This is a genomic window from Pseudonocardia sp. ICBG1034, from assembly GCF_020131375.1.
In the GTDB taxonomy this organism is placed as follows: domain Bacteria; phylum Actinomycetota; class Actinomycetes; order Mycobacteriales; family Pseudonocardiaceae; genus Pseudonocardia; species Pseudonocardia alni.
The window spans coordinates 805,042-827,506 of record NZ_JAHLEK010000015.1 but is presented as its reverse complement, the minus strand read 5'-3'; the positions used below and the strand labels follow the sequence as shown (position 1 = coordinate 827,506).

Genomic DNA, 22,465 nt, shown 5'->3' with positions numbered 1-22,465 from the left:
CTCACCGTCCCGCGTGCGGGTAGGGCAGCAGGGCCATCTCCCGCGCGTTGCGGATCGCGGTGGCCACCTGCCGCTGCTGCTGGCCGGTGAGTCCGGTCACCCGGCGGGCGCGGATCTTGCCGCGGTCGGAGATGAACGTGCGCAGCAGCGCCGCGTCCTTCCAGTCCACGTACTCGATCCCCCGCTGCTTCAGCGGGTTGGCCTTGCGTCGCGGCGCGCGCACCGGCTTGGGACGTGCGGGCATCAGCGCTCCTCCTTGAACTCGACGTGCCTGCGCACCTTCGGGTCGTACTTGCGCAGGACCAGGCGGTCCGGGTCGTTGCGGCGGTTCTTGCGGGTCACGTAGGTCGTGCCCGTCCCCGCCGTCGAGCGCAGCTTCACGATCGGCCGGACGTCGGTCGACTTGGCCATCGCGCCCCTCCTCTCAACATGGGAATCGTTTTCGTTTACGCTACACCGGACCGTGACCACGTCCGACTCCGGGAGGAAGACATGACCGAGCTGGTGGTCCTGTGCGGGACCGAGCCCGACGGGGTGGAGCGGACGATCACGCGGATGCGCGAGCTGGACCCGGGTGTCGTCGTGCTCCACCACGACCTGCGTGACCTCGGCCGCGGTGTGGTGCACCGGCGGCTGCGGGACGCGGGCCGCGACGAGCGCACCGTGCTGGAGCTCGCCCACGGCTGTGTGAGCTGCACCATCCGCGAGGACGTGCTGCCGACCCTGGCCGCGCTGGCCGGGACGGTGGACCGGGTGGTGCTGCACCTGGACCCGCGCCTGGAGCCGGAGCCGGTGTGCTGGGCGCTGGGGGCGGTGGTGTTCGAGCCGCCGGGTGGCGGCGAGGCCTGCACCGCGACCGACCTCGTCGACCTGCGCGGGGTGGTGGCCGTGCTCGACCCGGACCACTGGCTGGACGACGCCACCGGGGACGCGACCCTGCCCGAGCGCGGGCTGTCCACGCTGCCCGACGACGAGCGGACCGTCGCCCAGCTCGCCGTCGGGCAGGCCGAGTTCGCCGACGTCCTGGTGCTGACCCGCGCGGTCGGTCCCGGGGGCGCGGACCGGACCGCCGCCGTCCTGGACCGGCTGTGCCCGACCGCACCCCGGCTGCTCGCCGGGCGGGCCGACCACCGGGTCTTCTGCGACGGGCTCGACCCCGCGTCCCGCCGCGGTGTCCCGGGCGGGGTGCACGACCCGCTGCTGCGCGGGACACCCCCGCTGGAGGCCGACAGCGGCGTCCGCACCCTGCTGTTCTCCGCCCGACGCCCGTTCCACCCGGACCGGCTGCACGACGCGATCGACAGCCTGCTCGACGGCGTCGTGCGGGCCCGCGGCCGGGTCTGGCTCGCCACCCGTCCCGACGCGGTGCTGTGGGTGGAGAGCGCGGGCGGCGGCATGCGGATCGGCCACGCCGGCGACTGGCTGGCCGGCGCCGACGAGCAGGCGTGGACCGAGGCCGGCGACCAGCGCCGGGCGCTGGCCGCCCTGGCCTGGCACCCGCGCTGGGGTGACCGCGCCCAGGACATCGTCGCGATCTGCCACGACGCCGACCCCGACGAGATCGACGCCGCCCTGCGCTCCGCGCTGCTCACCGACGCCGAGATCGCCGCGGGCGAGGACGCCTGGGCCGCCCTGCCCGACCCGTTCGGCTGGGCCCACGACGAGCCCTGCGCCGAGTCCGAGCCCGTGGGGCCCGCCGCCCTGGACGACCCCACCGTCCGTTCCGACCGAGAAGGAGACCTCTGATGGCCGTTCCCAAGCGACGGACGTCGCGATCGAACACCCGGCACCGCCGGTCGCAGTGGAAGGCGACCACACCCGACCTGGTGCCGCTCACCCTGGAGGGACGCCGTCACCTGGTGCCGCGCGCCCTCGTCCCGGCCTACCGCCGGGGCCTGCTGCCCCCGCCCGCCGGACGGGGCTGAGGGCACCCCTTACCCGCGGGCCCCGGGCGGCCCGCGGGACGGCGTGATCGCCCGATGCCGCGGCCGGCCCCTCAGCCGCAGTGTCGTCGTCATGCTGATGACGCACATCCCGATGGACCATCTCGTCGCCCTCGCCGAGCAGCGGCAGGCCCGGCTGCGGGAGGAGGCGGACCGGTACCGCACGGAGCGGCTGGCGCGCGGCGCTGCCGGCCCGTCGCCGGTGGGACGGATGTGGCTGCGGCTGCGGGCCCGGCTCACCGCCACCCGGCGGCCGGGCCCCCGCGGGACCGCCGTCGCCGGACCGGCACCGCACCGGGCACCCCGCCCGGCGGGCCCCGGCGGCGCGGTCCGCCCGGTACGGACCGGGCGGGACCCGGCGGCACCGGACGGGCGGGTCCCGGCCGGGCCGCGTGCCTGAACCGCGCGGACGGTCCGGTGCCGCCGTCGCGCCCCCGGGGGTGTCGGTGGCCCGTGCCACGATGCGCTCCATGACGGCGGGAGCGACCCACGGGGACGGCGCGACCGGCCCGGACCCGGACGAGCTGGTGGGCCGCGCGGACGAGCTCGCCGGCCTGCTCCGCGACCTCGACGCCGCCCGGGCCGGGCGGGCCCGCGCCGTGCTGCTCGCCGGTGAGGCGGGGATCGGCAAGTCCCGGCTCGCCACCGCACTCGGCCGGGCCGCCGCGGGGGCGGGCGCGCAGGTCGTCGTCGGGCGGTGTCTCGACGCGGGCGGCGCCGCACTCCCCTACCTTCCCTTCTCCGAGGTGCTCGACGCGCTGGCCCGGGCGGGCACCGCGCTGCGGCCGGTGCTGCACGGGCTGCTGCCCGGCGCGGCGGAGGCACCCTGTCCCGCGGCGGGCGACGGGGACTCCGGGCGCCTGCAGGTGTTCGACGCGGTGGCCGGCGCCGTGCGCGACGCGGCCGCGACGGCGCCGCTGCTGGTCGTGCTGGAGGACCTGCACTGGGCGGACCGCTCCACCCGCGAGCTGCTCGCGTTCCTGCTCGCCCGGCTGGGCTCGCAGCAGCTGCTGGTGCTGGGCACCTACCGTTCCGACGACCTGCACCGCAGGCACCCGCTGCGCGCGTCGCTGGCCGAGCTCATCCGGCTGCCCGCCGTCCGCCGGGTCGAGCTGGGCCCGCTCACGCCCGACGCCGTACTGGCCCTGGTCCGGGCCCGGGCGGCCACCGGGGGTGTCGACGAGGCCACCCTGCGCCGGATCGCCGCCCGCAGCGAGGGCAACGCCTTCTACGCCGAGGAGCTGGTCGCGGCGGGGTCCGACGGCCTGCCGGGCGGCCTGGCCGACGTACTGCTCACCCGGCTCGACCGGCTCGGCGGACCGGCGCGCGAGGTGCTGCGGGTGGCCTCGCTGGCCGAGCGGAGCATCCCCCACGACCTGCTGCGCGACGCGGCCGAGCTGTCCGCGGCCGACCTGGAGGCGGGGCTGCGGGAGGCGGTGTCGCACCACCTGCTCGTCCCGGACCCGGCGCCCGGCGCGGAGTCCTACGCCTTCCGGCACGCCCTGCTCCGCGAGGCCGTGCACGACGACCTGCTCCCGGGCGAACGGGTCCGGCTGCACGCCCGGCTCGCCGCGCTGCTCGCCCGCCGGGCGGACGACCCCGGTGTGGCCGCCGCGCTCGCCCGGCACGCTCTGGCCGCCCACGACCTGCCGCAGGCGCTCGCGGCGTCGGTGCGCGCCGCCGAGGAGGCCCACCGGCGGCACGGCCCGGCCGAGATGCTGGCCCACGCCGAGCGGGCCCTGGAGCTCTGGTCCGCCGTCGATGACCCCGAGCGGCTCACCGGGGTCACCGAGAGCGCGCTGACCCGGGAGGCGGCCTGGGCGGCGAGCGCCTCGGGCGACCCGGAACGGGGCATCGCCCTCGGGGCCCGGGCGGTCCGGGTCGCCGACCTCGGCGAGGATCCGCACGCCAGGGCCGGGGCGCGGCGGCACTACGCGATGCGGCTGCTCGACAGCGGGGCCCGGGTGGACGCGGCGGTGGCAGCGGCCACCGAGGCCGTCGAGCTGCTGGCCGGGGACCCACCCGGCACGGAGCCGGCCTGGGCGCACGCCGTGCTCGCGCGGGCGCACCTCAACGCCGACCACGCCGAGCCCGCCTGGTCGCACGCCCGCGCGTCGCTGGCGGTGGCCCGTGCCGTCCACGACACCGCGCCACCGGCGGAGGGGTCGGCCGCCTACCGCGACCTCAGCGCGGTCTGCGCGGACGCGCTGATCACCCTGGCCTTCTGCGCCCGGATGGAGGGGGACCCGCAGGCGGCCCGGGACCGGCTCGCCGGGGCGTCCTCGCTGGCCGCCGCGTCCGGGAACCGGGTCGTCGAGCTGCGGACGGTGTGGAACCGCGGGGTGTCGTTCATCGAGGACGGCCTGCTCGACGCCGCCGCGGACGAGCTCGCCGAGGGGGCCCGGCGGGCCGCCGCGTACGGCCTGCTCTGGGGCGGGTACGGCCTGGAGTTCCGGATCGCGCAGGTCCGCGTGGACGTCCAGCGCGGGGAGTGGGACGCCGCCGTCCGGACCGCCGCGGACGTCGACCCCACGCTGCCGCTGCGCGTCACCGGGCAGCTGGCGGTGGCGGGGGCGCTGGTCGGCGTGGCCCGCGGCGACCTCGACGGCGTCGAGGAGCTGCTCTCCCTGCTGGCCACCGAGCCACCGGTGCACGACCAGGCCGCGCTGCTGCAGGGCGTCGTCGGGGCCGAGTCGGCGCGCTGGCGGGGCGACCCGGCCCTGGCCGTGGACCGCGTCGCCACCGCGCTCGGGGTGCTGCGGGCGGAGTACCCGCACCACCTCGGCGAGCTGGCGCTGTGCGCACTGGGCGCCGCGGCCCGTGCCGACCTCGCGGAGGCCGCCCGCACCGCGGGCGACCCGGCGGGGGCCGAGGCGCACGCCGGGGCGGCGGCCGGCCTCGCCGACGAGGCCGCGCTCACCGCCGAGCGCGGCCTGCCCCGCGGGACCGCCGTCGGGCCGGAGGGCCGGGCGTGGCTGGCCCGGGCCCGCGCCGAGGCCGCCCGGGCCCACGGCGAGGCGGCACCACGGGTCTGGGACGCCGTCGTGGAGACCTTCGCCGGGTACGGCGACGGCTACCGCGCCGCGGAGGCCCGGTGGCGGCGGGCCGAGGCCCTGCTCGGACGGGCGCACCGCGGTGGCCCCGGCACCGACGGCGAGGCCGACCGCCGCGCCGCCGCCGAGGACCTGGCCGTCGCCGCGACCGGGGCCGATCGGCTCGGGGCGCGCCCGCTCGCCGAGGCCGTCGCCGCGCTGCGGCTGCGGGCCGGCGACGGCGGTCCCCGGCCCGCACCGCCGTCGGGCGCCGGTGGTTCCCCGCTCACCCCCCGCGAGCACGCGGTGCTGGAGCTGGTCGCGCACGGGCTGACCAACCGGGCCGTCGGCGAGCGGCTGTTCATCTCCGAGAAGACCGTGAGCGTGCACCTGTCCCGGGCGATGGCGAAGCTCGGCGCCTCCGGCCGCGCCGAGGCGGTCGCCCTCGCGCACTCCCGGGGTCTGCTCAGCCCCCGCGACTGAGGGCCGGGACCCACCGGTCTGTCCCCTCCGGACCGGACCGGGCCCGTGCGGGCCGTGACGTGTGCCACCCGCCGTGCCTAGGGTCGGTGGTGCCGCACGTCACCGGCAGACCGATGGAGGTCGCATGGTCGTCCACGGGGTCGTCCCGTCGTCCCGGACCGGTAGCGGGGCGGGGGTGACCGCATGATCGCCCGTTCGCCCGCCCCGGACCTGGTCGTGCCCGCCCTGCCCGCGTCCGCGACGCTCCGCGGCGCGGCCGACCGGTTCGGCGACGCGACGGTCCTGCACCAGGCCGGGCACGAGGTCACCTTCCGCGGACTGCTGGCCCGCGCCTCGGCGTTCGCGCATGCGCTGCACGCCGACGGGGTCGGCCGCGGCGACGTCGTCGCGCTGCACCTGCCGAACTGCCCGCAGTACGCGATCGCCTACTGGGGGACGCTGCTCGCCGGGGCGACCGTCACCCCGGCGAACCCGCTGCTCGCCCCGGACGACCTGGGCGCGCAGCTCGCGGACGCGGGGGCGGCCGTCGTCGTCAGCTGGGAGGCGGCGCTGCCCGCGGTGCTCGCCGCGCGGCCGGCGACGTCGCTGAAGCGCGTGCTCGTCACCGGCGCCCAGGGCGACCCGGAGCAGCTGCCCCCGGAGGTGACCGGGTTCTCCGCGCACCTCGACGGCAGGCCGGCCACCCCGCCGGGCACCGACCTGGAGGTGGACCCGGACCGCGACCTCGCCCACCTGGCCTACACCGGCGGCACCACCGGCCGGTCCAAGGGTGTGCGGGTCACCCACCGGCACGTGCTCACCAACGCGCTGCAGGCCGCCTGCTGGGGCACCGGCGCCCGGCCGGACGTGACCGCCACCGTGCACGGGCCCGGCGTCGTCCTGGCCGATCCCGGTCCGGCGTCGGAGTTCCCGACCCCGATCGGCACCGGGCGGGCGATCGGCATCGCCCCCTGGTTCCACGCCATGGGCACGATCGGCGGGCTCAACGTCCCGCTGCTCACCGGGACGACGACGATCGTGCACGCCCGCTTCGACCCGCGCGCCTACCTGGCCGACGCCACCCGGTTCGCCGTCACCTCGCTGTCCGGCGCGCCACCGGTGTACGCGGCGCTGCTCGCCCACCGCGAGGCCGCCGGGGACCTGTCCTCGGTGCGGTCGCTGACCTCGGGCGCGGCACCGCTGCCGGTCGAGATCATCCGGGCGCTGCGCGACTGGTTCGGCGAGGACCTGGTCATCTCCGAGGGCTACGGCCTGACCGAGGTCACGATGGCCGCCACCCTCGGCCCCGCCGCCCGGTCCGCGGACCGGCGCCCGGGCACCGTCGGGCTGCCGATCGCGGGTACCGAGATCCGCATCTCCGGACCGGACGGCGAGGAGCTCGACGCCGGCGTCGAGGGCGAGGTGTGGATCCGCGGGCCGCAGGTCACCGGCGGCTACCACCGGCGCCCGGCCGAGACGGCGGCCGCCTTCGACGGCGACGGGTGGCTGCACACCGGCGACGTCGGCGTCCTCGACGACGACGGCTACCTGCGCATCGTGGACCGGCTCAAGGACATGCTGCTCCACAAGGGCTACAACGTGTACCCGCGCGACCTGGAGGAGCGGCTGCTGGCGCTGCCGGGCGTGACGGGTGCGGCCGTCGTCGGGCGCCCGGTGGGGGTCGACGGCGAGCACCCGGTCGCGTTCCTGACCACCGTGCCCGGCGCCGACGGGGCCGCGGTCCGCGCCGCCGTCAACGGGCTGAACGAGCGCCTGCTGCCCTACCAACGGCTGCGGGAGGTGCACCTCGTCGGGGCGATCCCGGTCTCGGCTGCGGGGAAGGTGCTCAAGCGGGACCTCCGCGAGCAGCTGCCGGCCCTGTCCCCGGCCGTGGCGAAGGAGTGACGATCAACCACTCTTCGTGAGGGATTGGGCGCTGCACGGGTGGACGAGTACATCCGATGGGTGGAGTAGTCACTCCGACGGTTGGCGTAGGGGATGACCGGATAACAGGCTGGTCGTACGACACGACAGACGGGTGGAAGCAGGAGCCGGCGGCGCGCACCGGATCCCGAAGAACCCCGTATCGACTCCCCCGAGATCGTGGTGATCGTCATGTCCGCGCCCGCCGTCCACATCCCCAGCCCGCGCCGCCCCCTGGGCGCCGTCCCCGTCTCCCCGTCGGTGCCCGCACCGCGGGCCGGTGGGACCGGTCGTGCGGACCGGGTCGAGGGGCGGCACCGCCGTCGCGAGGACCACGTCGACCTGCCGGCGCCCCGCCGGGAGCGTCCGCGGTCGACCTCGCCGCTGGCGCCGGGCATCCCCGCACCGCGACCGGCGTCGCCGGGGTCGTCGGCGTCGCGTCCGGGCCCGGCGGCGCAGCGCCCCACCGTCCCCGCACCGCGTCCGGCCGGCGGCTCCGGTCAGGAGCCCCGCCGCACCGGCACCCCGGCCCGGCCGCTCGGCGGCACCCCGGCGCGGGGCCCCGTCGTCCCGGACCGGGACGGCGCCGGACGCACCGGCGGGCCGTCGACCGTCGCACGCACCCTGGACGTCCTGGGCCGGGTCGGAAGCATCACCACGATCGCGGCGATGCTGGTCCTGTCCGCCGCGCTGGCCGGGCTCGCCGACGGCACCCCGCCGAGCGGTGCGGCCGCCGAGGTGGCCGTGACGACCCTGCGCTGAGCGGGGTCAGGCCGCGTCGGAGCGCGCCGCCCGGTCCGGCGGCACCGCCTTCATGACGTGGTCGACCAGGTCCAGGACCATGCGGTTCCCGCCGAGGCGGTACCCGAAGTCCTCCCAGCCGAGCAGCTCGCGCGAGATCAGCTCGCCGACCGGGCCGGGGTAGATCCGGGTCGCACGGAACGCGGCCGCGCGGATCCGCATCTTCTCGTGGTGATCCATGGGTTGCGGGTCGCTCATACCCTCACCTCCACGTCAGGGGGACTGGACGTGGCGCGTCCTCCACACTGAGTGGCTCGCCTGCGTTCCATCGTGACACCCCCACGCCGCAGTACCAGGCGACGTGCGCAGGATCTCAGGCGCCGTGTCACCGGGGTGTTCCCCACCGGTCACGCCGGCGTTGCGGGGTCGATCACACGACCGCCCGGGCCCCGGTGGATACCGTGGCCGCATGGCCGACCGCACCCGGGACCTGCTCTGGTCCGACGTCGACACCCTGTACGGGGCGATCCTCGCCCACCCGTTCGTCACCGGGCTGACCGACGGCTCGTTGCCGCACGAGACGTTCCGGCACTACATCGTCCAGGACGCGCACTACCTGCGCGGCTACGCCACCGCGCTCGCCGTGTGCGCGGCGAAGGCCCCGACCGACGACGACACCCTCATGTTCGCCGAGCACGCCGCCGGCGCGATCGCCGCCGAGCGGGAGCTGCACGCCGACCTGCTCGGCGCACTCGGCCTCACCTCGGAGCAGGCCCGCGAGCTGCCGGTCGCCCCGGCCACCCGCGCCTACGTCAGCTACCTGCTGGCGGCCGCGTACGGCGGGTCCTACGCCGAGGGCGTCGCCGCGGTGCTGCCCTGCTACTGGATCTACGGCCGGGTCGGCGAGCACCTGGTCGGCGCAGGCTCCCCCGACCCGGTCTACCAGCGCTGGATCGACATGTACGCGGGCGAGGAGTACCACGCCGTCGTCGAGGCCGTGCTGGACGCGACCGACCGGGTCGGCGCCGCCGCGTCGACGGCCGAACTCGCCCGCATGCGCGAGCACTTCACGACGACCTCGCGCTACGAGTGGATGTTCTGGGACGGCGCGTACCGCCGGGAGACCTGGCCGGTCTGAGCCCGGCCGGGGCGCCTCAGCGGTTGTCGAGCCGGTCCGGGATCACCAGGTGCAGGAAGAACGACACGATCCCGACGACGATCGCGCCCCAGAACGCCGCCCAGAACCCGTCGACGGTGAACGGCAGGTTCAGCACCGAGGACAGCCAGCCCGTCAGCAGGAACATGAGCGCGTTCACCACGAGCGCGAACAGGCCCAGCGTGAGGATGTAGAGCGGGCAGCCCAGCGTCGCCACGATCGGCTTGACCACGGCGTTGACCAAACCGAACACCAGGGCCACCCCGATCAGCGTGAGGATCGAGGTGGAGGTGCCGGCGGCCTCCAGCCGGATGCCGCCGACCAGCACCGTCGCCACCCACAACGAGGCGGCGACGACGAGCGTGCGGATGGTGAAGGTGAGCACGGGGCTCGGTGGGGTCATCGGTCGGTCACCGCCTGCTGGACCAGCGTCTGGAGCTGGGATCGGATCGGGTAGGTGCTGGAGGGGACGAGCTGGGTCATGAAGACGACCACCAGGTCGTCGACGGGGTCCACCCAGAACGCGGTGGAGGCCAGCCCGCCCCAGGCGAAGGTGCCCTCGTTGGCGAAGCCCTTCGTCGCCGCCCCGTCGACGACGACGGAGAAGCCGAGCCCGAAGCCGACACCGGCGAACGCCGACTCGGAGAAGATGGGCCGCCCGACGGTGTCGAGGTCGGCGCCGCCGGGCAGGTGGTTGCGGGTGGCCCGGGCCAGGGTGCGCGGGCCGAGGATGCGGGCGCCGTCGAGTTCGCCGCCGCGGGCGAGCATCCGGGCGAACCGCAGGTAGTCGCCGGTGGTGGACAGCAGTCCGCCGCCGCCGGAGAGGAAGGTGGGCTCGCGGGTCGCGGACCGGGCGAGCGCCTTGTTCTCGACCAGACCGCCGCCGGGTCGGGCGTTGTAGAGCGTCGCGAGCCTGCCGGCCTGCGCGGACCCCTCCGGCACCCAGAACGCGGTGTCGGTCATCCCGAGCGGGCCGGTGATCTCCTCGCGGAGGAACTCGTCGAGCCGGCGCCCGGACGCGACCTCGACGACCCGGCCGAGCACGTCGGTGGCCACCGAGTAGTTCCACTCCGTGCCCGGCTGGAACAGCAGCGGGAACGACGCGAAGTGCTCGCTCGCGGTCGCGAGGTCCATCCCGGACGGGGCGCCGAACTCGAAGCCCTTGGAGCGGTACATCTCGTCGACGGGGTGGGCGTGGTGGAAGCCGTAGGTCAGGCCCGCGGTGTGGGTCAGCAGGTGGTGCACCCGCATCGGCTCGACGGCCGCGTCGGTCCCCGGGTTGAGCGCCGAGCCGCCGCGGTAGACGCGCTGCTCGGCGAACGCCGGGATGTAGCGCGACACCGGGTCGGTGAGCTCCAGTGCGCCCCGCTCGGCGAGCATCAGGACCGCGACCGAGGTGATCGGCTTGGTCATCGAGTAGATGCGCCAGAGCGTGTCGTCGGTCACCGGGGCGGCGGAGTCGAGGTCGCGGACGCCGAGGTGGGTCAGGTGCGCGAGCCGGTCGTGCCGGGCGACGGCGATCGTCGCGCCGGCGAGGCGGCCGTCGTCGACGTAGCGGCGGAAGTGGCTGTCGATCCGGGCCAGCCGGGCGGGGTCGAGGCCGACCTCCGCCGGGTCCGCCTCGAGCGTGCCGAAGGTCGGGGAGGTCACGATCACGACCCTACCCGCGGGCCGCGTCCACAGTTCTGACGATCCTGCGGTCGCGCGCGTCACCCCGCGGACGCCCGCTCGTACTACCGGGAGTGCCCTGCGGGGCACGCGGACGCCGGCGGGGGCCGGTGCCCGCCCGCGCGTCGTGGCCGGTCCGAACGGGGAGCCCGGGCGGGCCACGGCGCGGCCGGGCCGCAGCGACGCGGACCCGATCGGTTCAGACCGGCACGATCTCGTAGCGGGCCAGGCGCTCGCCGCGCAGCGCGGTCGCCCGCAGCGCCGCCGCCAGTGCCCGCGACGCCCGCGGCAGCCGGGCCGCGACCTCGGCGGGTGGGGACGCGGCGTCGCAGGTGGCGGCCAGGCGCAGGCCCCACGGCTCCAGCTCGCGCGGGTCCTCGCAGGTCCAGTCGACCTCCAGCTCGCGCAGCGGGCCCGCGGCGAGCCGCCCGGCCGCGCCCCGGGACAGCAGGTCGGTGACGAGCTCGGCGCCCGGGAGCATCCGCGCGGCGGTGAACACGATCCGCTGCACGCCCTGCTCGGGCAGCAGCGTCAGCACCCGGTCGGAGACGACCAGGTGCGGGCCGGGCAGGTCGCGGGCCAGCTCCAGCCAGTCCTCGTCGAGCGCGGACCCGGCCACCAGGTGCGCCGGGCCCGCCAGCAACTCGCGGCGCAGCTCGGCCACCCCGGGCAGCTCGACGTCGACCCAGTGCGCCGGGCCGTCGTCGCCGAGCCGTCCCGCGCGGTCACCCAGCCCCGGTCCCAGCTCGACGACGGTCCCGCCCGGGTGCCGTCGTGCGAACCCGCGCACCCACTCGTCGAGGACGGCCACCCGCAGCAGCGTGGAGAGCGTGTCGGCCCGCCCGGGCGCCGAGCCCAGGTCGAGGTCGTCCGCGACGACGGCGGCGGCGTGGTCCCCGACCACCGGATGGCGGCGACGGGCGTCGCGGGCCCTGGCGTGTGCCGCGGGCAGTGACGTCGCCTCGAGCGCCTGCAACCGCGGACGGCGTCGTTGCGTCACGGTGTCCTTCCCCCCTCCAGCGGGCCTCCGCGAGGGCGTCGGCGCTGGTCGCGCGAACGTACTAGTTGGCAGGCGAGGCACCCGACCCGGGAGGCGCCGGGCGGTGGAGGGCCCGCGGTCGGTGGCTCGTGAGCGGTCCCCGGACACCGGGGCGACGCCACCGCGGGGCCGCGGACCTCCATGATGGGGGCGTGCCCCCCGCCCTCCTCACCTCCGCCGCGCACGGCGACGCCGAGGTCCTGCGCCTGCTCGAGCGCCGCCGCGACACCGGGCGCCGCCCCGGCCGGCACGCCGACGGGGCACGGATCGCGCTGGTCGTCGGCGGAGGCGGGATGCGCGGCTCCTACGCGGCCGGGATGGTGCACGCGCTGTCCGATCTCGGGCTCGCCGCCGGCGTCGACGAGGTGTGGGGCAGCTCGGCCGGGGCGTTCGTCGGGACGGCGCTGGTCATGGGGCACGGGGGCGAGGTGTCCCGGGTGTTCGAACGGGACATGGCCTGCCGCGAGTTCATCGACCCGCGCCGGTTCGGCACCCGTCGCCCGATGGTGTCGCTGGACCACCTGTTCGACCGGATCCTCGTCGACTCCCTCCCCACCGACTGGTCGCGGCTGGTGGACCCGCCGGTCCCGCTGAACGTCGTGGTCACCGGTGCGGTGGACCTGCGTCCGCGGGTGCTGACCGCGCTGCCCGACGGGGCCACGTGGAGGGCCGCGATGCGGGCGACGGCGGCGATCCCGCTGCTGGCGGGCCCCCCGGTACGTGTCGGCTCGGGCGAGGACGCCGAGGACTTCATCGACGGCTCGGTCGGCGACCCGCTCCCGGTCGCACGAGCCCTGCGCGACGGCGCCACGCACGTCCTGGCCCTGCTCACGCGCACCGCCGACGACCTCACCGGCACCCCGCCGGACGCCCGCACCCCGCTGTGGGCCCGCTCGCTGGACCGGCTCGCACCGGGCCTGGGCCGGATGGCGCAGGACGCCGCCCGGCACGGCGAGTGCCTGCCCCTGCTCGCCGACGCCGCGCACCCGGACCGGGCCGGGGCGCACCTGCTGACGCTGAGTCCGCACTCCCCCGCCGGCGTCCACGGCTTGTCCACCGATCCCGGGCGGGTCGCCGCCGCGGCCCGGATCGGCTACGAGACGGTGCTGTCCGCGACGGCCCCGGCCGCCGCGGCCTGAGCCCCTCCCACCCGTGCGCCGATGACTTCGGCGCGGCCGGGCGGTCGGAACCGGTGTGGGCACCGTGCCCCGTACCGGACCCGGGGGGGTGGCCCATGCGCGACGACGCGCCGTCGCGGGTGCGGACCCGCACCGTCGTGCTCGCCCCCGGCGAGGTCCGCCCGCACGTCGAGGACGAGTGGCGGGGCGCCGTCGTCGTGGTCGACGCCGGGCAGATCGAGCTGTGCTGCGCCGCGGGCGGGAGCCGGACCTTCGGTACCGGGTCGGTGCTGTGGTTCACCGGGCTGAACCTGGTCCGGGTCCGCAACCCCGGCCGGGACGAGGCGGTGTTCCGCGGCATCACCCGCGAGCCGCCCTGACCCCGGTCCTCCTCGGCCGCCGTGTCGACCGGCCCGCCGTGTCGAGCCACCCGCCGTGTCGAGCGCCCGCTGCGTCGGGTCAGCCCGCCGCGTCGAGCGCCCGCTGCCAGATCCCGTTGCGCGTGGCGACGAGGCCGAGCTCGCGCGGGTCGGTCACGCACACCCCACGGGGGCGGTGGGTGTCCCACAGCTGCGCGTCGTCGAAGACGGCCCCGCAGCCCCCGAACCGGCGGCAGCAGTGCGCCCGGTCCGGTCCCACCCACTCGGTACCGCAACAGGACATCCGCATGATCCGCACGGCGGGCAGGCTACGGGGCACCCCCGACAGTTCCGGTGGGAGCCGGGAGCGGGTCGGTGGCGAGCAGGTCGTACCAGACCCCGTCGTCGACGATCTCGTTCTCCGTGCCGTGCACACCGTCGGCCCGCGGGCGGCCCCACAGCCGGAACCCGGCGCGCTCGGCGACGCGGCGGCTGGCGGTGTTGTCCGCCGCGGCGCCGAGCTGCAGCCGGTGCCGGCCCATCCCGCCGTCGGCGACCGGGGTGAACGCGTGCCGCACGACCCGGCGGACCGCGGCGGACACCGCGCCGCGGCCGCGGGCGTCGGGGTGGGCGCGGTAGCCGACCTCACCGCCGGTCGGGGTGTAGGCCCGGTCGGTGCCGAACACCGAGACGGTGCCGAGGTAGCGGTCGTCGTCCGGGTCGGCGATCACCCAGCCGACACCGGAGCCCAGGGAGCGTTCCAGCGGGTGGTCGCGCAGCCAGCGTCGGGCGTCGTCGTCGGTGTAGGGCACCGGGACGGTCGCGCTCCACCAGCGGGCGAGGGGGTCGTTGCACGCCTCGACGTGCCGGGTGAGGTCGGCCCCGGTGGGCGGGCGGAGCCGGACGCCGTCGCCGTCGAGCACCGGGTGCGGCCACCACGTCGTCGCCGGGGCCCGGTCGGCGACGGGTGTGCCGGGCAGCAGCACGGCGGTCCAGGCGTCGACGAGGTCGTCGCCGGCCCGCAGCGCCCGGGTGCGGACACCCTCGAAGCGGAACCCGCAGGCGTGTGCCACGCGCCAGGACGCGACGTGCCCGGCACGGCAGTCCCAGTGCAGCGCGGCGAACCCGGCGACGTCGAAGCCCCAGTCGGCGGCCAGCCGCAGCGCACGGCTCGCGAGCCCCCGTCCGCGCGCCCACGGCGCGAGCAGGTAGCCGACCGACGGCAGCGGGTCGCGACGCAGGTCGATCGAGCCCGCGTACCGGGGGCGGCCGTCGCAGTCCGCCTCCACCGCCCACACGTACTGCCGGCCGGTGACCCACTGCCGTCGGGTGAGGTCGATCCAGGCCCGGGCCCGGGGTTCCCCGGAGGCCGGGCCGAGCGAGGTCCAGCGGTGCACGACGGGGTCGCGGTACACCTCGAGCATCCCGGGGACGTCGGCATCGGTGTGCGCGCGCAGGGTCACGACCCCGTCGGTGAGTACGGGAGGGACGGTCACGGCGACACCGTCACCGGCCACGCCCGGTCGGGGCAACCGGGTTCTCCTACGATCGGACCTGTCCGCAGGGGGCGGGCGAGGGGGAGGTGTCATGGCCGCGCTCACGGAGCGACTGGTCGACCGCAGGCTGGGCTTCGGTGCCGACGAGCCGTACGTGCGCGAGCGCGACCTGCGGGTCCCGCTCTCCGACGGTGTCGTCCTGCTCGCCGACCTCTACCGGGCCCCCGGCCCGCTCCGGCCGCGTCCGACGGTGCTGATGCGCACCCCCTACGGCCGCGACGGCCTCGGGTCGATCATCGGTTCGCTGCTGGCGCGCCGCGGGTTCCAGGTGCTGGTGCAGTCCACCCGGGGCACCTTCGGCTCGGGCGGGCAGTTCCGCCCGTTCCTGCACGAGAGCTCCGACGGTCTGGACACGCTCGCCTGGGTGCGCGGGCAGAGCTGGTGCGACGGCCGCGTCTCGATGGTCGGCCCCAGCTACGTCGGGCACACCCAGTGGGCGGTCGCCCCCTACGCCGACCCGGGTCTGTGCTCGATGAACGCCGACATCACCGCGTCGGAGTTCACCAGCACCTTCTACCCGGGCGGCGCGCCCGGCCTGCTCAACCTCGCGACCTGGGTGAACCAGATCGGCCGCCAGGAGCGCATCGGCGCGGTCACCGGCTTCCTCGCGACGCCGGTGTTCAGCCGTCGCAAGCGCCGCGCGGTGACCTCCCAGCCGCTGCAGGCCGCGGACGTCGCCCTAACCGGGGCGCCGGTGGTGTTCTGGCGGGACTTCGTCGAGCACGCCGAGCAGCCGCGCGAGTTCTGGGCGCCCGCCGAGCACGACGGTTTCGACGCCGCCGCGATGCCGCCGGTCTGCATGGTGACCGGCTGGTGGGACCTGTTCCTGGACCGTCAGCTGGTGGACTTCACCGCGCTGCAGCGGGGCGGGGCGACGGCGCGGATCACGATCGGCCCGTGGACCCACGGCGACCGCGGCTCACTGTCGACCATCGCCCACGAGATGGTCCACTGGCTGGGCGTGCACCTGCACGGCGGCGAGCACGACGAGCGCGCGCCGGTCCGGGTGTACGTGCAGCACGCCGACCGCTGGACCGACCTGCCGTGCTGGCCGCCGCCGGAGGCCCGCCCGACCGAGTGGTACCTCGACGCCGACGGCGGGCTGGGCCCGGACCGGCCGGCCGGGACACCCCCGCCGTCACGGTTCGTCTACGACCCCGCCGACCCGACACCGACGGTCGGGGGCCCGATGCTCCAGCCGCCGTCCAAGCAGCTGGACAACCGCGCCGTCGAGGCCCGCGACGACGTGCGCGTCTGGACCGGCCCGCCGCTGGAGTCCGACCTGGACCTGCTCGGTCCGGTGTCGGCCGTGGTCTACGTGCGGACCGGGACGGGGATCGGCGACGTGTTCGTACGCCTGTGCGACGTCGGCCCCGACGGGACCTCGATGAACATCACCGACGCGATGCACCGGCTGGTGCCCGACCGCGAGGCCACCGCCCCGGACGGCACGACGGTCGTCCGGATGACGCTGAGCCCGACCGGATACCGCGTGCGGGCCGGGCACCGGCTCCGGGTGCAGGTCGCCGGCGCGGCGTTCCCGCGCTTCGCCCGCAACCCGGGAACCGGTGAGCGGACGGCGACCGCGGTCGGCGGAGAACGGATCTCCTACGAGATCCTGCACGATTCCGAGCACCCCTCGCACGTGGTCCTGCCGCACCACCCCTGAATTTCCGGGTCCACCATTCGCCTTTCCGGCCGTCCCCGGAAATGCGGGTATCCCCCGCTCCGGTCGGAAGAGCGGGGGATCTCCGGAAGTGCAGGGTCACGGATGACGGGAAGACGGTCCCGTCATCGTGCCCGGTGGTGCAGGTGCGCTCAGTCCTGGACGTTGGTCTGGGACTCGCCCTGCGAGCAGTCGCTGAAGCTCGGGGCGTCCTCACCGTTGGTGGCCTGGCCACCCAGGATGCCGAGGACGCTGGCGGCGACGTCGGCGCTGTTCAGCGAGCAGCTGAGCACGTTGGCGTTGTTGAGGGCGTTGACGTCGCCGACGTTGACCAGGCCGGACTGGACGCTGTTGCGGTCCTTCTCCAGGTTGTTGATCTGGTCGGCGTTGATGCGGTCGCCGCCGTGGCCGTGCCCGTGGTGGCCCTTGTCCCAGCCGCCGTCACCCGCGAAGGCGAGCGGGGAGATGGCGAGCAGACCAGCGGTGACGCCGGCGGTCAGGATTCCAGCCTTCTTCAGCACAGTTACTTCTCCGTTGTGTACGGGGTCCGATGTCGGACCGGCGTGTTCGGCGTGGGTTCGGGAGCCCCGCCGATGCACAGAACGCTATCCGGTCCATCCCCGATCCAACGAACTTTCTACCACTATCGGACGATGGGCATTACTGACCGCGAGGTTATTGCTCTCTTCCGGCACCCGGGAATCCGCGTGGACGTCGCTTCCGGACGCTGTCCGCGACGGATCGTCACCACAGTGGACCCGAACGGACGCGTACCTTTTTTCCGGAACACGCTCCGTGATGCACCCTCCGCACGGCCGTGTCACCGCGTCACCCTGTCGTATTGACCCGGGGGGCCTCCCGACACCGGATCGCACCCTCCGACGGACGGATCCGCCCCGGAAGAGTGGGCCGGAACCGGCTCGAGCGCGGCGTGCCGCCGTCGACGTCCGCCGCCGACGACACGCACCGCCCGGATCGCCACGACCTCCGACGTCCCCGCCGCCGCGGAACCGCTCACCGCGGCGCTCCTCGACCACCCGTTCACCCGTCACACGATCGATGCGGTCGAGCACCCGCGACGCCCGGGCGCGGGCCAGGAGCTGCTGCCGCGCGAGGCCGGCGTCCCGCACGGGCTGGGCCGGGTGGACCGCGACGGACTTCCGGCCCTCGCTCGCGTCGGACGTGCGGCTCCGCACCCGCCCCGGCTCCCGGGTCACCGCCGAGGTCGACCGGCCGCGCGGCGGGCCCCGCACCTGGTCGACGCTGCGGCCGGCCACGACGAGTGGCCCCCGAGAACGGCCCGGGAACGGCCGTCCGGAATCGCCGTCGCGCCGGGCACCCTGGAGGGAGCCCGACCGCGCCCGGAGGAGAGGACCCGCCGTGTACGTCCCCGCCCACTTCGCCCCCGCCGACGAGGACGTCCGGCAGCTCCTCGCCCGCCCCGGTGCCGCGGACCTCGTCACAGCCGGCCCGGAGGGGCTCGACGCGACGCTGCTGCCGTTCGTCCACGATCCCGACCGCGGCGCGCTGCTCGGTCACCTCGCCCGGGACAACGACCACTGGACCCGCGCCGACGGCAGGCAGGGGCTCGTCATCGTCCGCGGGCCGGACTCCTACGTCAGCCCGACCTGGTACGCGTCGAAGGCCGAGCACGGCCGGGTCGTGCCCACCTGGAACTACGTGACCGCCCACGTCCGCGGCACCGTGGTCGTCCACGACGACGTCGACTGGCTCGACGCCGTCGTGCGGCGCCTGACCGACCTGTACGAGGCCGGCCGGCCCGCGCCCTGGAGCGTCGACGATGCCCCGGAGGCGTTCGTGCGGGGGCAGCTGCGCGCGATCGTGGGCGTCGAGCTGCGGATCGAGAGCATCGAGGCGAAACTCAAGCTGAGCCAGAACCGGCCGGCCGCCGACGTCGACGGCGTGGTGGGCGGGCTCGAGGCCGCCGGGGACCACGCGGGCGCCCGGGCGGTGGCGGCACACCGCCGGTGACGGACGACGGACCGGACACCGGGGCCCGCCCGGGACACACCGGGGAACAGGCGTGGCGTGGCAGTTCGCCGGTCGCGCCCCGGCCCGGACCGGCGATGCGGGACGTCCTCCATGCCGCCGAACAGGACCGGACCGGGCTGCTGCGGGCGACGTGATCGCGACGCCGGTGGAGACGTCCTCCGGGCGGGTGCTCTCCACGGTGCGGGACGGATGCCCGGCCCTGGACGGACGCCGCCGGGTCGGACGGGCACTCCGTGACCATTCGTCCTGGCCGTCACCACGACGCGGACACCCCTCGGGCGAGGGGTGCGGCCGGATCCCGCGCCTGGACATCCTCCTGGCGATGGATCGTGTACCTCACGAACACGATCGGGGCCGATATCCCGAGATGGACGTCAGGACTCCTCGTCTCGGAGACTGCCCGGGGTGGCCGCTCCGGGTCACCGCGCCGGCCAGTACCTGCGCCGTCCGCCCGCAAGGCCCGATCGAGCGGGGATGCGGCCGGCATTCGGCGACCGGATCATGTCGTGAGGAGTGTCGATGAGCGACGGCACGTCGAGCAGGTTCCACGTCAGGGCGCAGGACCAACCCGTCGTCGACCAGAGCGACGCCGGGAACGAGTCGTGGATGAGCGCCGGCGGTGACCCGCGCGATCGGGGACGGCTGATCGAACTCGTGTCGGAGCAGCTCGTCGGGTCCGAGCGCCTGATGGTCGGCCTGGCCTGGCTGAGTCCCGGCGAGGTGCACCTGCTCCACCATCACCCGCACGCTGACGAGTGGTACTACGTCATCCGGGGGTCGGCGCAGTTCACCATCGGCGACGAGGTCATCCGTGGTGAGCCCGGTTCGGCTCTGTGGATCCCCACGGGGGTACCGCACCGGATCCACAACGACCGTCCGCGGGAGACGCTCGAGTTCCTGTGGGGCTTCGACCGCCCGCGTCTGGACTCGGTCGGGATCGTCTGGGACGAGTAGCCCGCGGGACGTGATCGCGCGGTGGCTCGATGGGCACGCAGCGGATCGCATGTGGACACCGATGCCGGAGATCCGGGCTCGCTCGGCGGCCGGGGCCGGGTGGCCGGTTCCGGCGGCCGCGACCGGGCCGGAGGTGGAGGGCGCGAGCCGACGGCGGCGGCGTGGTCGGCTCCGCACCGCCGGACGCGGAGCCCTCGACAGACGTCGGGCCACCGGCCCCACGACCTCCGGCACGCCGCGGTGTCGACGCGGCTCAACGGGACACCCCGGTCACAGCCGGACGGGCCCGGACGACGAAAGAGACCCCCGGTGCCGGCGTTTCCGCTGGTCGGGGGTCTCTTTCACCTGCTGTGGCTGGTCCAGGATTCGAACCTGGGAAGGCTACGCCGACGGATTTACAGAGAGCTGCCAAACCGGCCCTGACCTGCGGCTTAAGTACGGACCACCCGCCCGCGTCCGCGTATCGTCCGTGAGCGGCACCGACGGGGGCTTCTCCCCCACATGCCCGGCCTGCTGGTGATCTCCCCGGTCTGGCTGCCGTCTCGGCGCGCCGTGAGGCGATCACCGGCCCCGCCGCACGTCCCCTGATCTCCGAGCGGTGTCGGGTCCGCGCGGAGCCCGGGGCCTTGTCGTACAAGCCCTCAAAGGTGTTTGACCAGCGCCGGGAGACTGACTCTCCAAGCTGCGTTATGGCACGGTTCATCAGGCCAGAGTGAGTCCGACGGTTCGCGAGCAGCGAGGAGGCACTGATCTTCGTGGAGACACAAGAACTGCACTCGGTCCTTCAGGCGCAAGCGGAGCGGCTCCTCAGCGAGCCGGGGGCTGACCAGGACACAGACCAGCAGTACACCCGGATCTGCGATGACCTGGTGCGAGCGGTACCCCACGCCAAATGGGCTGCGCTGACCACTCAGGACCGGTCGGGGTTGCACTGCCTCGCAGCCACCGACAAGCGCATCCCGGAGTTGGCCCGGGTCATGGTGGACTGCGGACACGGGCCGTGCATCGATGCCATCGCGGCCGGTTCCCTAAGTGAGGTCGTCATCGACGACTTCACCGAGGCCGGCGATCGGTGGCCGGTCTTCGCCCCAGCCGCCGCCAGTGCGGGGATGCGCAGCGTCCTGTGCCACGCCATGGCCCCTGAGGAACATCCGATCGGTGCGATGACGGTGTGGTCGGACGAGGTCGGGGCGTTCAGCGACGACCGCTCGCGCAGCATCATGGCCGCGTTCGTCACACAAGCCGCGATAGCGGTGTACGGCGCGCAGCGCGCCGAGCACCTCCTGAAGGCTTTGACGAGCCGCGACGTCATCGGGCGGGCCAAGGGAATCCTGATCGAGCGATTTCGCTTGACCGATGACAGCGCTTTCCGATTGCTGGTGCGGTCCTCGCAGGACGTCAACATGAAGCTCTGCGACGTGGCCGAGGTTCTCTGTCGTGAGGCGGAAGCACGGGCGATGACGGTGCCGCAGGCGCGATCGGGATCTGGCCCCGACTTGGCACGGTAGCGAGGACGGGCGCAGCACCACTTCGGACGGTCGCCTGTTCCGCGGGGCCCGTGGCGGTGCTCTCTCCGAGAGCCACTACGGGCGTCTGTGGGCCGCTGCCCGGCTGGCCGCGCTCTCGCCGGAGGAGGCCACTTCGCCGCTCGCCCGCCGCCCCTACGACCTCCGGCACGCCGCGGTGTCGACGTGGCTCAACGGGGGCGTCCCTGCCACCCAGGTCGCCCAGTGGGCCGGGCACAGCGTCAACGTCCTGCTGCGGGTCTACGCCAAGTGCATCGCCGGTCAGGACGACGCCCTGCGCCGCCGGGTCGAGCAGGCTCTCCGCGACGGCCGTTCATGATCGCGTCCGTGATGCGTCCGTGAACACCCGTAGAAGCCCGGTCACAGCCGGACGGACCCGGACAACGAAAGAGACCCCCGGTTCCGGCGTTTCCGCTGGTCGGGGGTCTCTTTCACCTGCTGTGGCTGGTCCAGGATTCGAACCTGGGAAGGCTACGCCGACGGATTTACAGTCCGCTCCCTTTGGCCGCTCGGGCAACCAGCCGGGGTGCACGTCGCTCTCGCTGAGTGCGTGAACGAGGATACGACACGACCGACGGCCCCCGACGAGGGGGCCCCGACCGACCCCGAGGGAGTGACCGATGGCCGACCCGTCGTTCGACGTCGTGAGCAAGGTGGAGCGCCAGGAGGTGGACAACGCCCTGAACCAGGCCGCGAAGGAGCTGTCGCAGCGCTTCGACTTCCGCGGCACCAACACGACGGTCGCATGGGCCGGCGAGGAGGCCGTGACCTTCGAGTCCGACACCGAGGAGCGGCTGCTCGCCGGGATCGAGGTGTTCAAGGAGAAGCTGATCAAGCGCTCGATCAGCCTGAAGGCCCTCGAGGTGGACGAGCCACAGCTGTCGGGCAAGGCCTACAAGGCCGGCGGCAAGATCCTGCAGGGCATCGCGCAGGACAAGGCCAAGGAGATCAGCAAGGCCATCCGCGACGAGAAGCTCAAGGGCGTCCAGGCCCAGATCCAGGGCGACCAGCTGCGCGTCTCGGGCAAGAAGAAGGACGACCTGCAGGCCGTCATCGCGCTGCTCAAGTCCAAGGACTTCGGCATCGCGCTGCAGTTCACCAACTACCGGTAGCCGGGCCGGCCCCGGCACGGCCGGACACCTCCCGCCCGCCACGCCACACGCCCACGATCGACAGGCTGTCGCCGATCGTGGTGGTCGCGTCGCGGGCGGGCGGGCCGGCTCCCGGCCGGACGCACATCCCTCGATGCGTCCCGCCGCGGCCTCTCGGGCACACCGACCCCGGACGGTGACGCGGTCGGGAACGGTCC

The 22,465-nt window shown here is 75.1% G+C and carries 24 protein-coding genes and 1 tRNA gene; 15 read left to right on the top strand and 10 right to left on the bottom strand.

Features of this window, described 5'->3' with window-relative positions; all coding sequences use genetic code 11:
- Position 1 precedes the first annotated feature (1 nt).
- Together rpsR and rpmG are read right to left on the bottom strand one after the other, a co-directional pair.
- Positions 2 to 244 (bottom strand): 30S ribosomal protein S18, encoded by a 243-nt coding sequence (rpsR, locus tag KPF22_RS05545; protein WP_224401404.1) that lies wholly within the window; start codon positions 242 to 244, stop codon positions 2 to 4.
- On the bottom strand, positions 244 to 411 hold the full coding sequence (gene rpmG, locus KPF22_RS05540; protein WP_020623297.1) for a 50S ribosomal protein L33: 168 nt from the start codon (positions 409 to 411) through the stop codon (positions 244 to 246). The genes rpsR and rpmG overlap by 1 nt, the downstream gene beginning before the upstream one ends.
- An 81-nt stretch (positions 412 to 492) precedes the next feature.
- Here rpmG and mrf point away from each other — a divergent pair, with 81 nt between their 5' ends.
- From mrf to KPF22_RS05505, 6 genes are all read left to right on the top strand, one after another.
- The gene (gene mrf / locus KPF22_RS05535; RefSeq protein WP_179761790.1) at positions 493 to 1,746 is read left to right on the top strand and encodes a ribosome hibernation factor-recruiting GTPase MRF; all 1,254 of its coding nucleotides are present in this window, start codon (positions 493 to 495) and stop codon (positions 1,744 to 1,746) included.
- The gene (gene rpmF, locus KPF22_RS05530; RefSeq protein WP_073576503.1) at positions 1,746 to 1,925 is read left to right on the top strand and encodes a 50S ribosomal protein L32; all 180 of its coding nucleotides are present in this window, start codon (positions 1,746 to 1,748) and stop codon (positions 1,923 to 1,925) included. The genes mrf and rpmF overlap by 1 nt, the downstream gene beginning before the upstream one ends.
- 91 nt (positions 1,926 to 2,016) lie before the next feature.
- Positions 2,017 to 2,343 (top strand): hypothetical protein, encoded by a 327-nt coding sequence (locus tag KPF22_RS05525; RefSeq protein ID WP_224402439.1) that lies wholly within the window; start codon positions 2,017 to 2,019, stop codon positions 2,341 to 2,343.
- Between the two features lie 70 nt (positions 2,344 to 2,413).
- Positions 2,414 to 5,458, top strand: a complete 3,045-nt coding sequence (locus tag KPF22_RS32660; RefSeq protein WP_305080311.1) for a LuxR family transcriptional regulator — start codon at positions 2,414 to 2,416, stop codon at positions 5,456 to 5,458.
- A gap of 183 nt (positions 5,459 to 5,641) precedes the next feature.
- Entirely contained in the window at positions 5,642 to 7,342 is a 1,701-nt protein-coding gene (locus tag KPF22_RS05510) for a class I adenylate-forming enzyme family protein (protein WP_224401403.1), read from the top strand.
- Positions 7,343 to 7,552: 210 nt separating this feature from the next.
- Positions 7,553 to 8,122, top strand: coding sequence for a hypothetical protein (locus KPF22_RS05505; RefSeq protein ID WP_224401402.1), 570 nt, complete (start codon positions 7,553 to 7,555; stop codon positions 8,120 to 8,122).
- A 6-nt stretch (positions 8,123 to 8,128) separates the two neighbouring features.
- On the opposite strand, the gene KPF22_RS05500 is transcribed toward KPF22_RS05505, so the two are convergent.
- Positions 8,129 to 8,359, bottom strand: coding sequence for a hypothetical protein (locus KPF22_RS05500; RefSeq protein ID WP_224401401.1), 231 nt, complete (start codon positions 8,357 to 8,359; stop codon positions 8,129 to 8,131).
- A 211-nt stretch (positions 8,360 to 8,570) separates the two neighbouring features.
- Between KPF22_RS05500 and tenA the strand changes: the two genes are divergently transcribed.
- Complete coding sequence (tenA, locus tag KPF22_RS05495; protein WP_208818986.1) at positions 8,571 to 9,239, top strand: thiaminase II; 669 nt, start codon at positions 8,571 to 8,573, stop codon at positions 9,237 to 9,239.
- 16 nt (positions 9,240 to 9,255) lie between these two features.
- On the opposite strand, the gene KPF22_RS05490 is transcribed toward tenA, so the two are convergent.
- The 3 genes from KPF22_RS05490 to KPF22_RS05480 form a co-directional block, all read right to left on the bottom strand.
- On the bottom strand, positions 9,256 to 9,660 hold the full coding sequence (locus tag KPF22_RS05490) for a phage holin family protein (protein WP_224401400.1): 405 nt from the start codon (positions 9,658 to 9,660) through the stop codon (positions 9,256 to 9,258).
- The gene (locus KPF22_RS05485) at positions 9,657 to 10,907 is read right to left on the bottom strand and encodes a serine hydrolase (RefSeq protein WP_208818985.1); all 1,251 of its coding nucleotides are present in this window, start codon (positions 10,905 to 10,907) and stop codon (positions 9,657 to 9,659) included. Before KPF22_RS05485 ends, KPF22_RS05490 begins: the two co-directional genes overlap by 4 nt.
- A 217-nt stretch (positions 10,908 to 11,124) precedes the next feature.
- Entirely contained in the window at positions 11,125 to 11,925 is an 801-nt protein-coding gene (locus KPF22_RS05480; RefSeq protein WP_224401399.1) for a hypothetical protein, read from the bottom strand.
- Between the two features lie 191 nt (positions 11,926 to 12,116).
- Here KPF22_RS05480 and KPF22_RS05475 point away from each other — a divergent pair, with 191 nt between their 5' ends.
- Positions 12,117 to 13,103 carry a patatin-like phospholipase family protein gene (locus KPF22_RS05475; RefSeq protein WP_208818984.1) on the top strand — a complete coding sequence of 329 codons (987 nt, stop codon included), beginning with the start codon at positions 12,117 to 12,119 and terminating at the stop codon, positions 13,101 to 13,103.
- Between the two features lie 95 nt (positions 13,104 to 13,198).
- Positions 13,199 to 13,462: a hypothetical protein gene (locus KPF22_RS05470; RefSeq protein WP_208818983.1), complete on the top strand. Its 264-nt coding sequence runs from the start codon at positions 13,199 to 13,201 to the stop codon at positions 13,460 to 13,462.
- Positions 13,463 to 13,541: 79 nt separating this feature from the next.
- Here the strand turns inward: KPF22_RS05470 and KPF22_RS05465 are convergent, their stop codons facing one another.
- Together KPF22_RS05465 and KPF22_RS05460 are read right to left on the bottom strand one after the other, a co-directional pair.
- Positions 13,542 to 13,751, bottom strand: coding sequence for a hypothetical protein (locus tag KPF22_RS05465; RefSeq protein ID WP_202417011.1), 210 nt, complete (start codon positions 13,749 to 13,751; stop codon positions 13,542 to 13,544).
- Positions 13,752 to 13,770: 19 nt separating this feature from the next.
- Positions 13,771 to 14,937, bottom strand: coding sequence for a GNAT family N-acetyltransferase (locus KPF22_RS05460; RefSeq protein ID WP_224401398.1), 1,167 nt, complete (start codon positions 14,935 to 14,937; stop codon positions 13,771 to 13,773).
- A gap of 91 nt (positions 14,938 to 15,028) precedes the next feature.
- Between KPF22_RS05460 and KPF22_RS05455 the strand changes: the two genes are divergently transcribed.
- Positions 15,029 to 16,666, top strand: coding sequence for a CocE/NonD family hydrolase (locus tag KPF22_RS05455; RefSeq protein ID WP_208818981.1), 1,638 nt, complete (start codon positions 15,029 to 15,031; stop codon positions 16,664 to 16,666).
- 149 nt (positions 16,667 to 16,815) lie between these two features.
- Here the strand turns inward: KPF22_RS05455 and KPF22_RS05450 are convergent, their stop codons facing one another.
- Positions 16,816 to 17,184 (bottom strand): hypothetical protein, encoded by a 369-nt coding sequence (locus tag KPF22_RS05450; protein ID WP_208819011.1) that lies wholly within the window; start codon positions 17,182 to 17,184, stop codon positions 16,816 to 16,818.
- Between the two features lie 859 nt (positions 17,185 to 18,043).
- Between KPF22_RS05450 and KPF22_RS05445 the strand changes: the two genes are divergently transcribed.
- The 4 genes from KPF22_RS05445 to KPF22_RS32955 all read left to right on the top strand — a co-directional run bounded on the left by KPF22_RS05445 (position 18,044) and on the right by KPF22_RS32955 (position 21,475).
- A complete protein-coding gene (locus tag KPF22_RS05445) occupies positions 18,044 to 18,655 on the top strand; it encodes an FMN-binding negative transcriptional regulator (protein WP_208818980.1) in 612 nt (203 codons plus the stop codon).
- A gap of 540 nt (positions 18,656 to 19,195) precedes the next feature.
- Positions 19,196 to 19,630 (top strand): cupin domain-containing protein, encoded by a 435-nt coding sequence (locus KPF22_RS05440; protein WP_224401397.1) that lies wholly within the window; start codon positions 19,196 to 19,198, stop codon positions 19,628 to 19,630.
- A gap of 755 nt (positions 19,631 to 20,385) precedes the next feature.
- The gene (locus KPF22_RS05435; RefSeq protein WP_208818978.1) at positions 20,386 to 21,138 is read left to right on the top strand and encodes a GAF and ANTAR domain-containing protein; all 753 of its coding nucleotides are present in this window, start codon (positions 20,386 to 20,388) and stop codon (positions 21,136 to 21,138) included.
- A 175-nt stretch (positions 21,139 to 21,313) separates the two neighbouring features.
- The gene (locus tag KPF22_RS32955; RefSeq protein ID WP_208818977.1) at positions 21,314 to 21,475 is read left to right on the top strand and encodes a hypothetical protein; all 162 of its coding nucleotides are present in this window, start codon (positions 21,314 to 21,316) and stop codon (positions 21,473 to 21,475) included.
- Between the two features lie 122 nt (positions 21,476 to 21,597).
- Here the strand turns inward: KPF22_RS32955 and KPF22_RS05425 are convergent.
- Positions 21,598 to 21,679 (bottom strand) — tRNA-Tyr (locus KPF22_RS05425).
- A 97-nt stretch (positions 21,680 to 21,776) separates the two neighbouring features.
- Here KPF22_RS05425 and KPF22_RS05420 point away from each other — a divergent pair.
- Positions 21,777 to 22,268 (top strand): YajQ family cyclic di-GMP-binding protein, encoded by a 492-nt coding sequence (locus KPF22_RS05420; RefSeq protein ID WP_062397949.1) that lies wholly within the window; start codon positions 21,777 to 21,779, stop codon positions 22,266 to 22,268.
- Positions 22,269 to 22,465 lie beyond the last annotated feature (197 nt).

Coding starts and splice junctions, on each gene's coding strand:
- KPF22_RS05500 (WP_224401401.1), bottom strand. CDS start 8,359: ATGAGCGACCCGCAACCCATGGATCACCACGAGAAGATGCGGATCCGC.
- rpmF (WP_073576503.1), top strand. CDS start 1,746: ATGGCCGTTCCCAAGCGACGGACGTCGCGATCGAACACCCGGCACCGC.
- KPF22_RS05510 (WP_224401403.1), top strand. CDS start 5,642: ATGATCGCCCGTTCGCCCGCCCCGGACCTGGTCGTGCCCGCCCTGCCC.
- KPF22_RS05525 (WP_224402439.1), top strand. CDS start 2,017: ATGCTGATGACGCACATCCCGATGGACCATCTCGTCGCCCTCGCCGAG.
- KPF22_RS05465 (WP_202417011.1), bottom strand. CDS start 13,751: ATGCGGATGTCCTGTTGCGGTACCGAGTGGGTGGGACCGGACCGGGCG.
- KPF22_RS05420 (WP_062397949.1), top strand. CDS start 21,777: ATGGCCGACCCGTCGTTCGACGTCGTGAGCAAGGTGGAGCGCCAGGAG.
- mrf (WP_179761790.1), top strand. CDS start 493: ATGACCGAGCTGGTGGTCCTGTGCGGGACCGAGCCCGACGGGGTGGAG.
- KPF22_RS05440 (WP_224401397.1), top strand. CDS start 19,196: ATGAGCGACGGCACGTCGAGCAGGTTCCACGTCAGGGCGCAGGACCAA.
- KPF22_RS05470 (WP_208818983.1), top strand. CDS start 13,199: ATGCGCGACGACGCGCCGTCGCGGGTGCGGACCCGCACCGTCGTGCTC.
- tenA (WP_208818986.1), top strand. CDS start 8,571: ATGGCCGACCGCACCCGGGACCTGCTCTGGTCCGACGTCGACACCCTG.
- KPF22_RS32660 (WP_305080311.1), top strand. CDS start 2,414: ATGACGGCGGGAGCGACCCACGGGGACGGCGCGACCGGCCCGGACCCG.
- rpsR (WP_224401404.1), bottom strand. CDS start 244: ATGCCCGCACGTCCCAAGCCGGTGCGCGCGCCGCGACGCAAGGCCAAC.
- KPF22_RS05505 (WP_224401402.1), top strand. CDS start 7,553: ATGTCCGCGCCCGCCGTCCACATCCCCAGCCCGCGCCGCCCCCTGGGC.
- rpmG (WP_020623297.1), bottom strand. CDS start 411: ATGGCCAAGTCGACCGACGTCCGGCCGATCGTGAAGCTGCGCTCGACG.
- KPF22_RS05455 (WP_208818981.1), top strand. CDS start 15,029: ATGGCCGCGCTCACGGAGCGACTGGTCGACCGCAGGCTGGGCTTCGGT.
- KPF22_RS05490 (WP_224401400.1), bottom strand. CDS start 9,660: ATGACCCCACCGAGCCCCGTGCTCACCTTCACCATCCGCACGCTCGTC.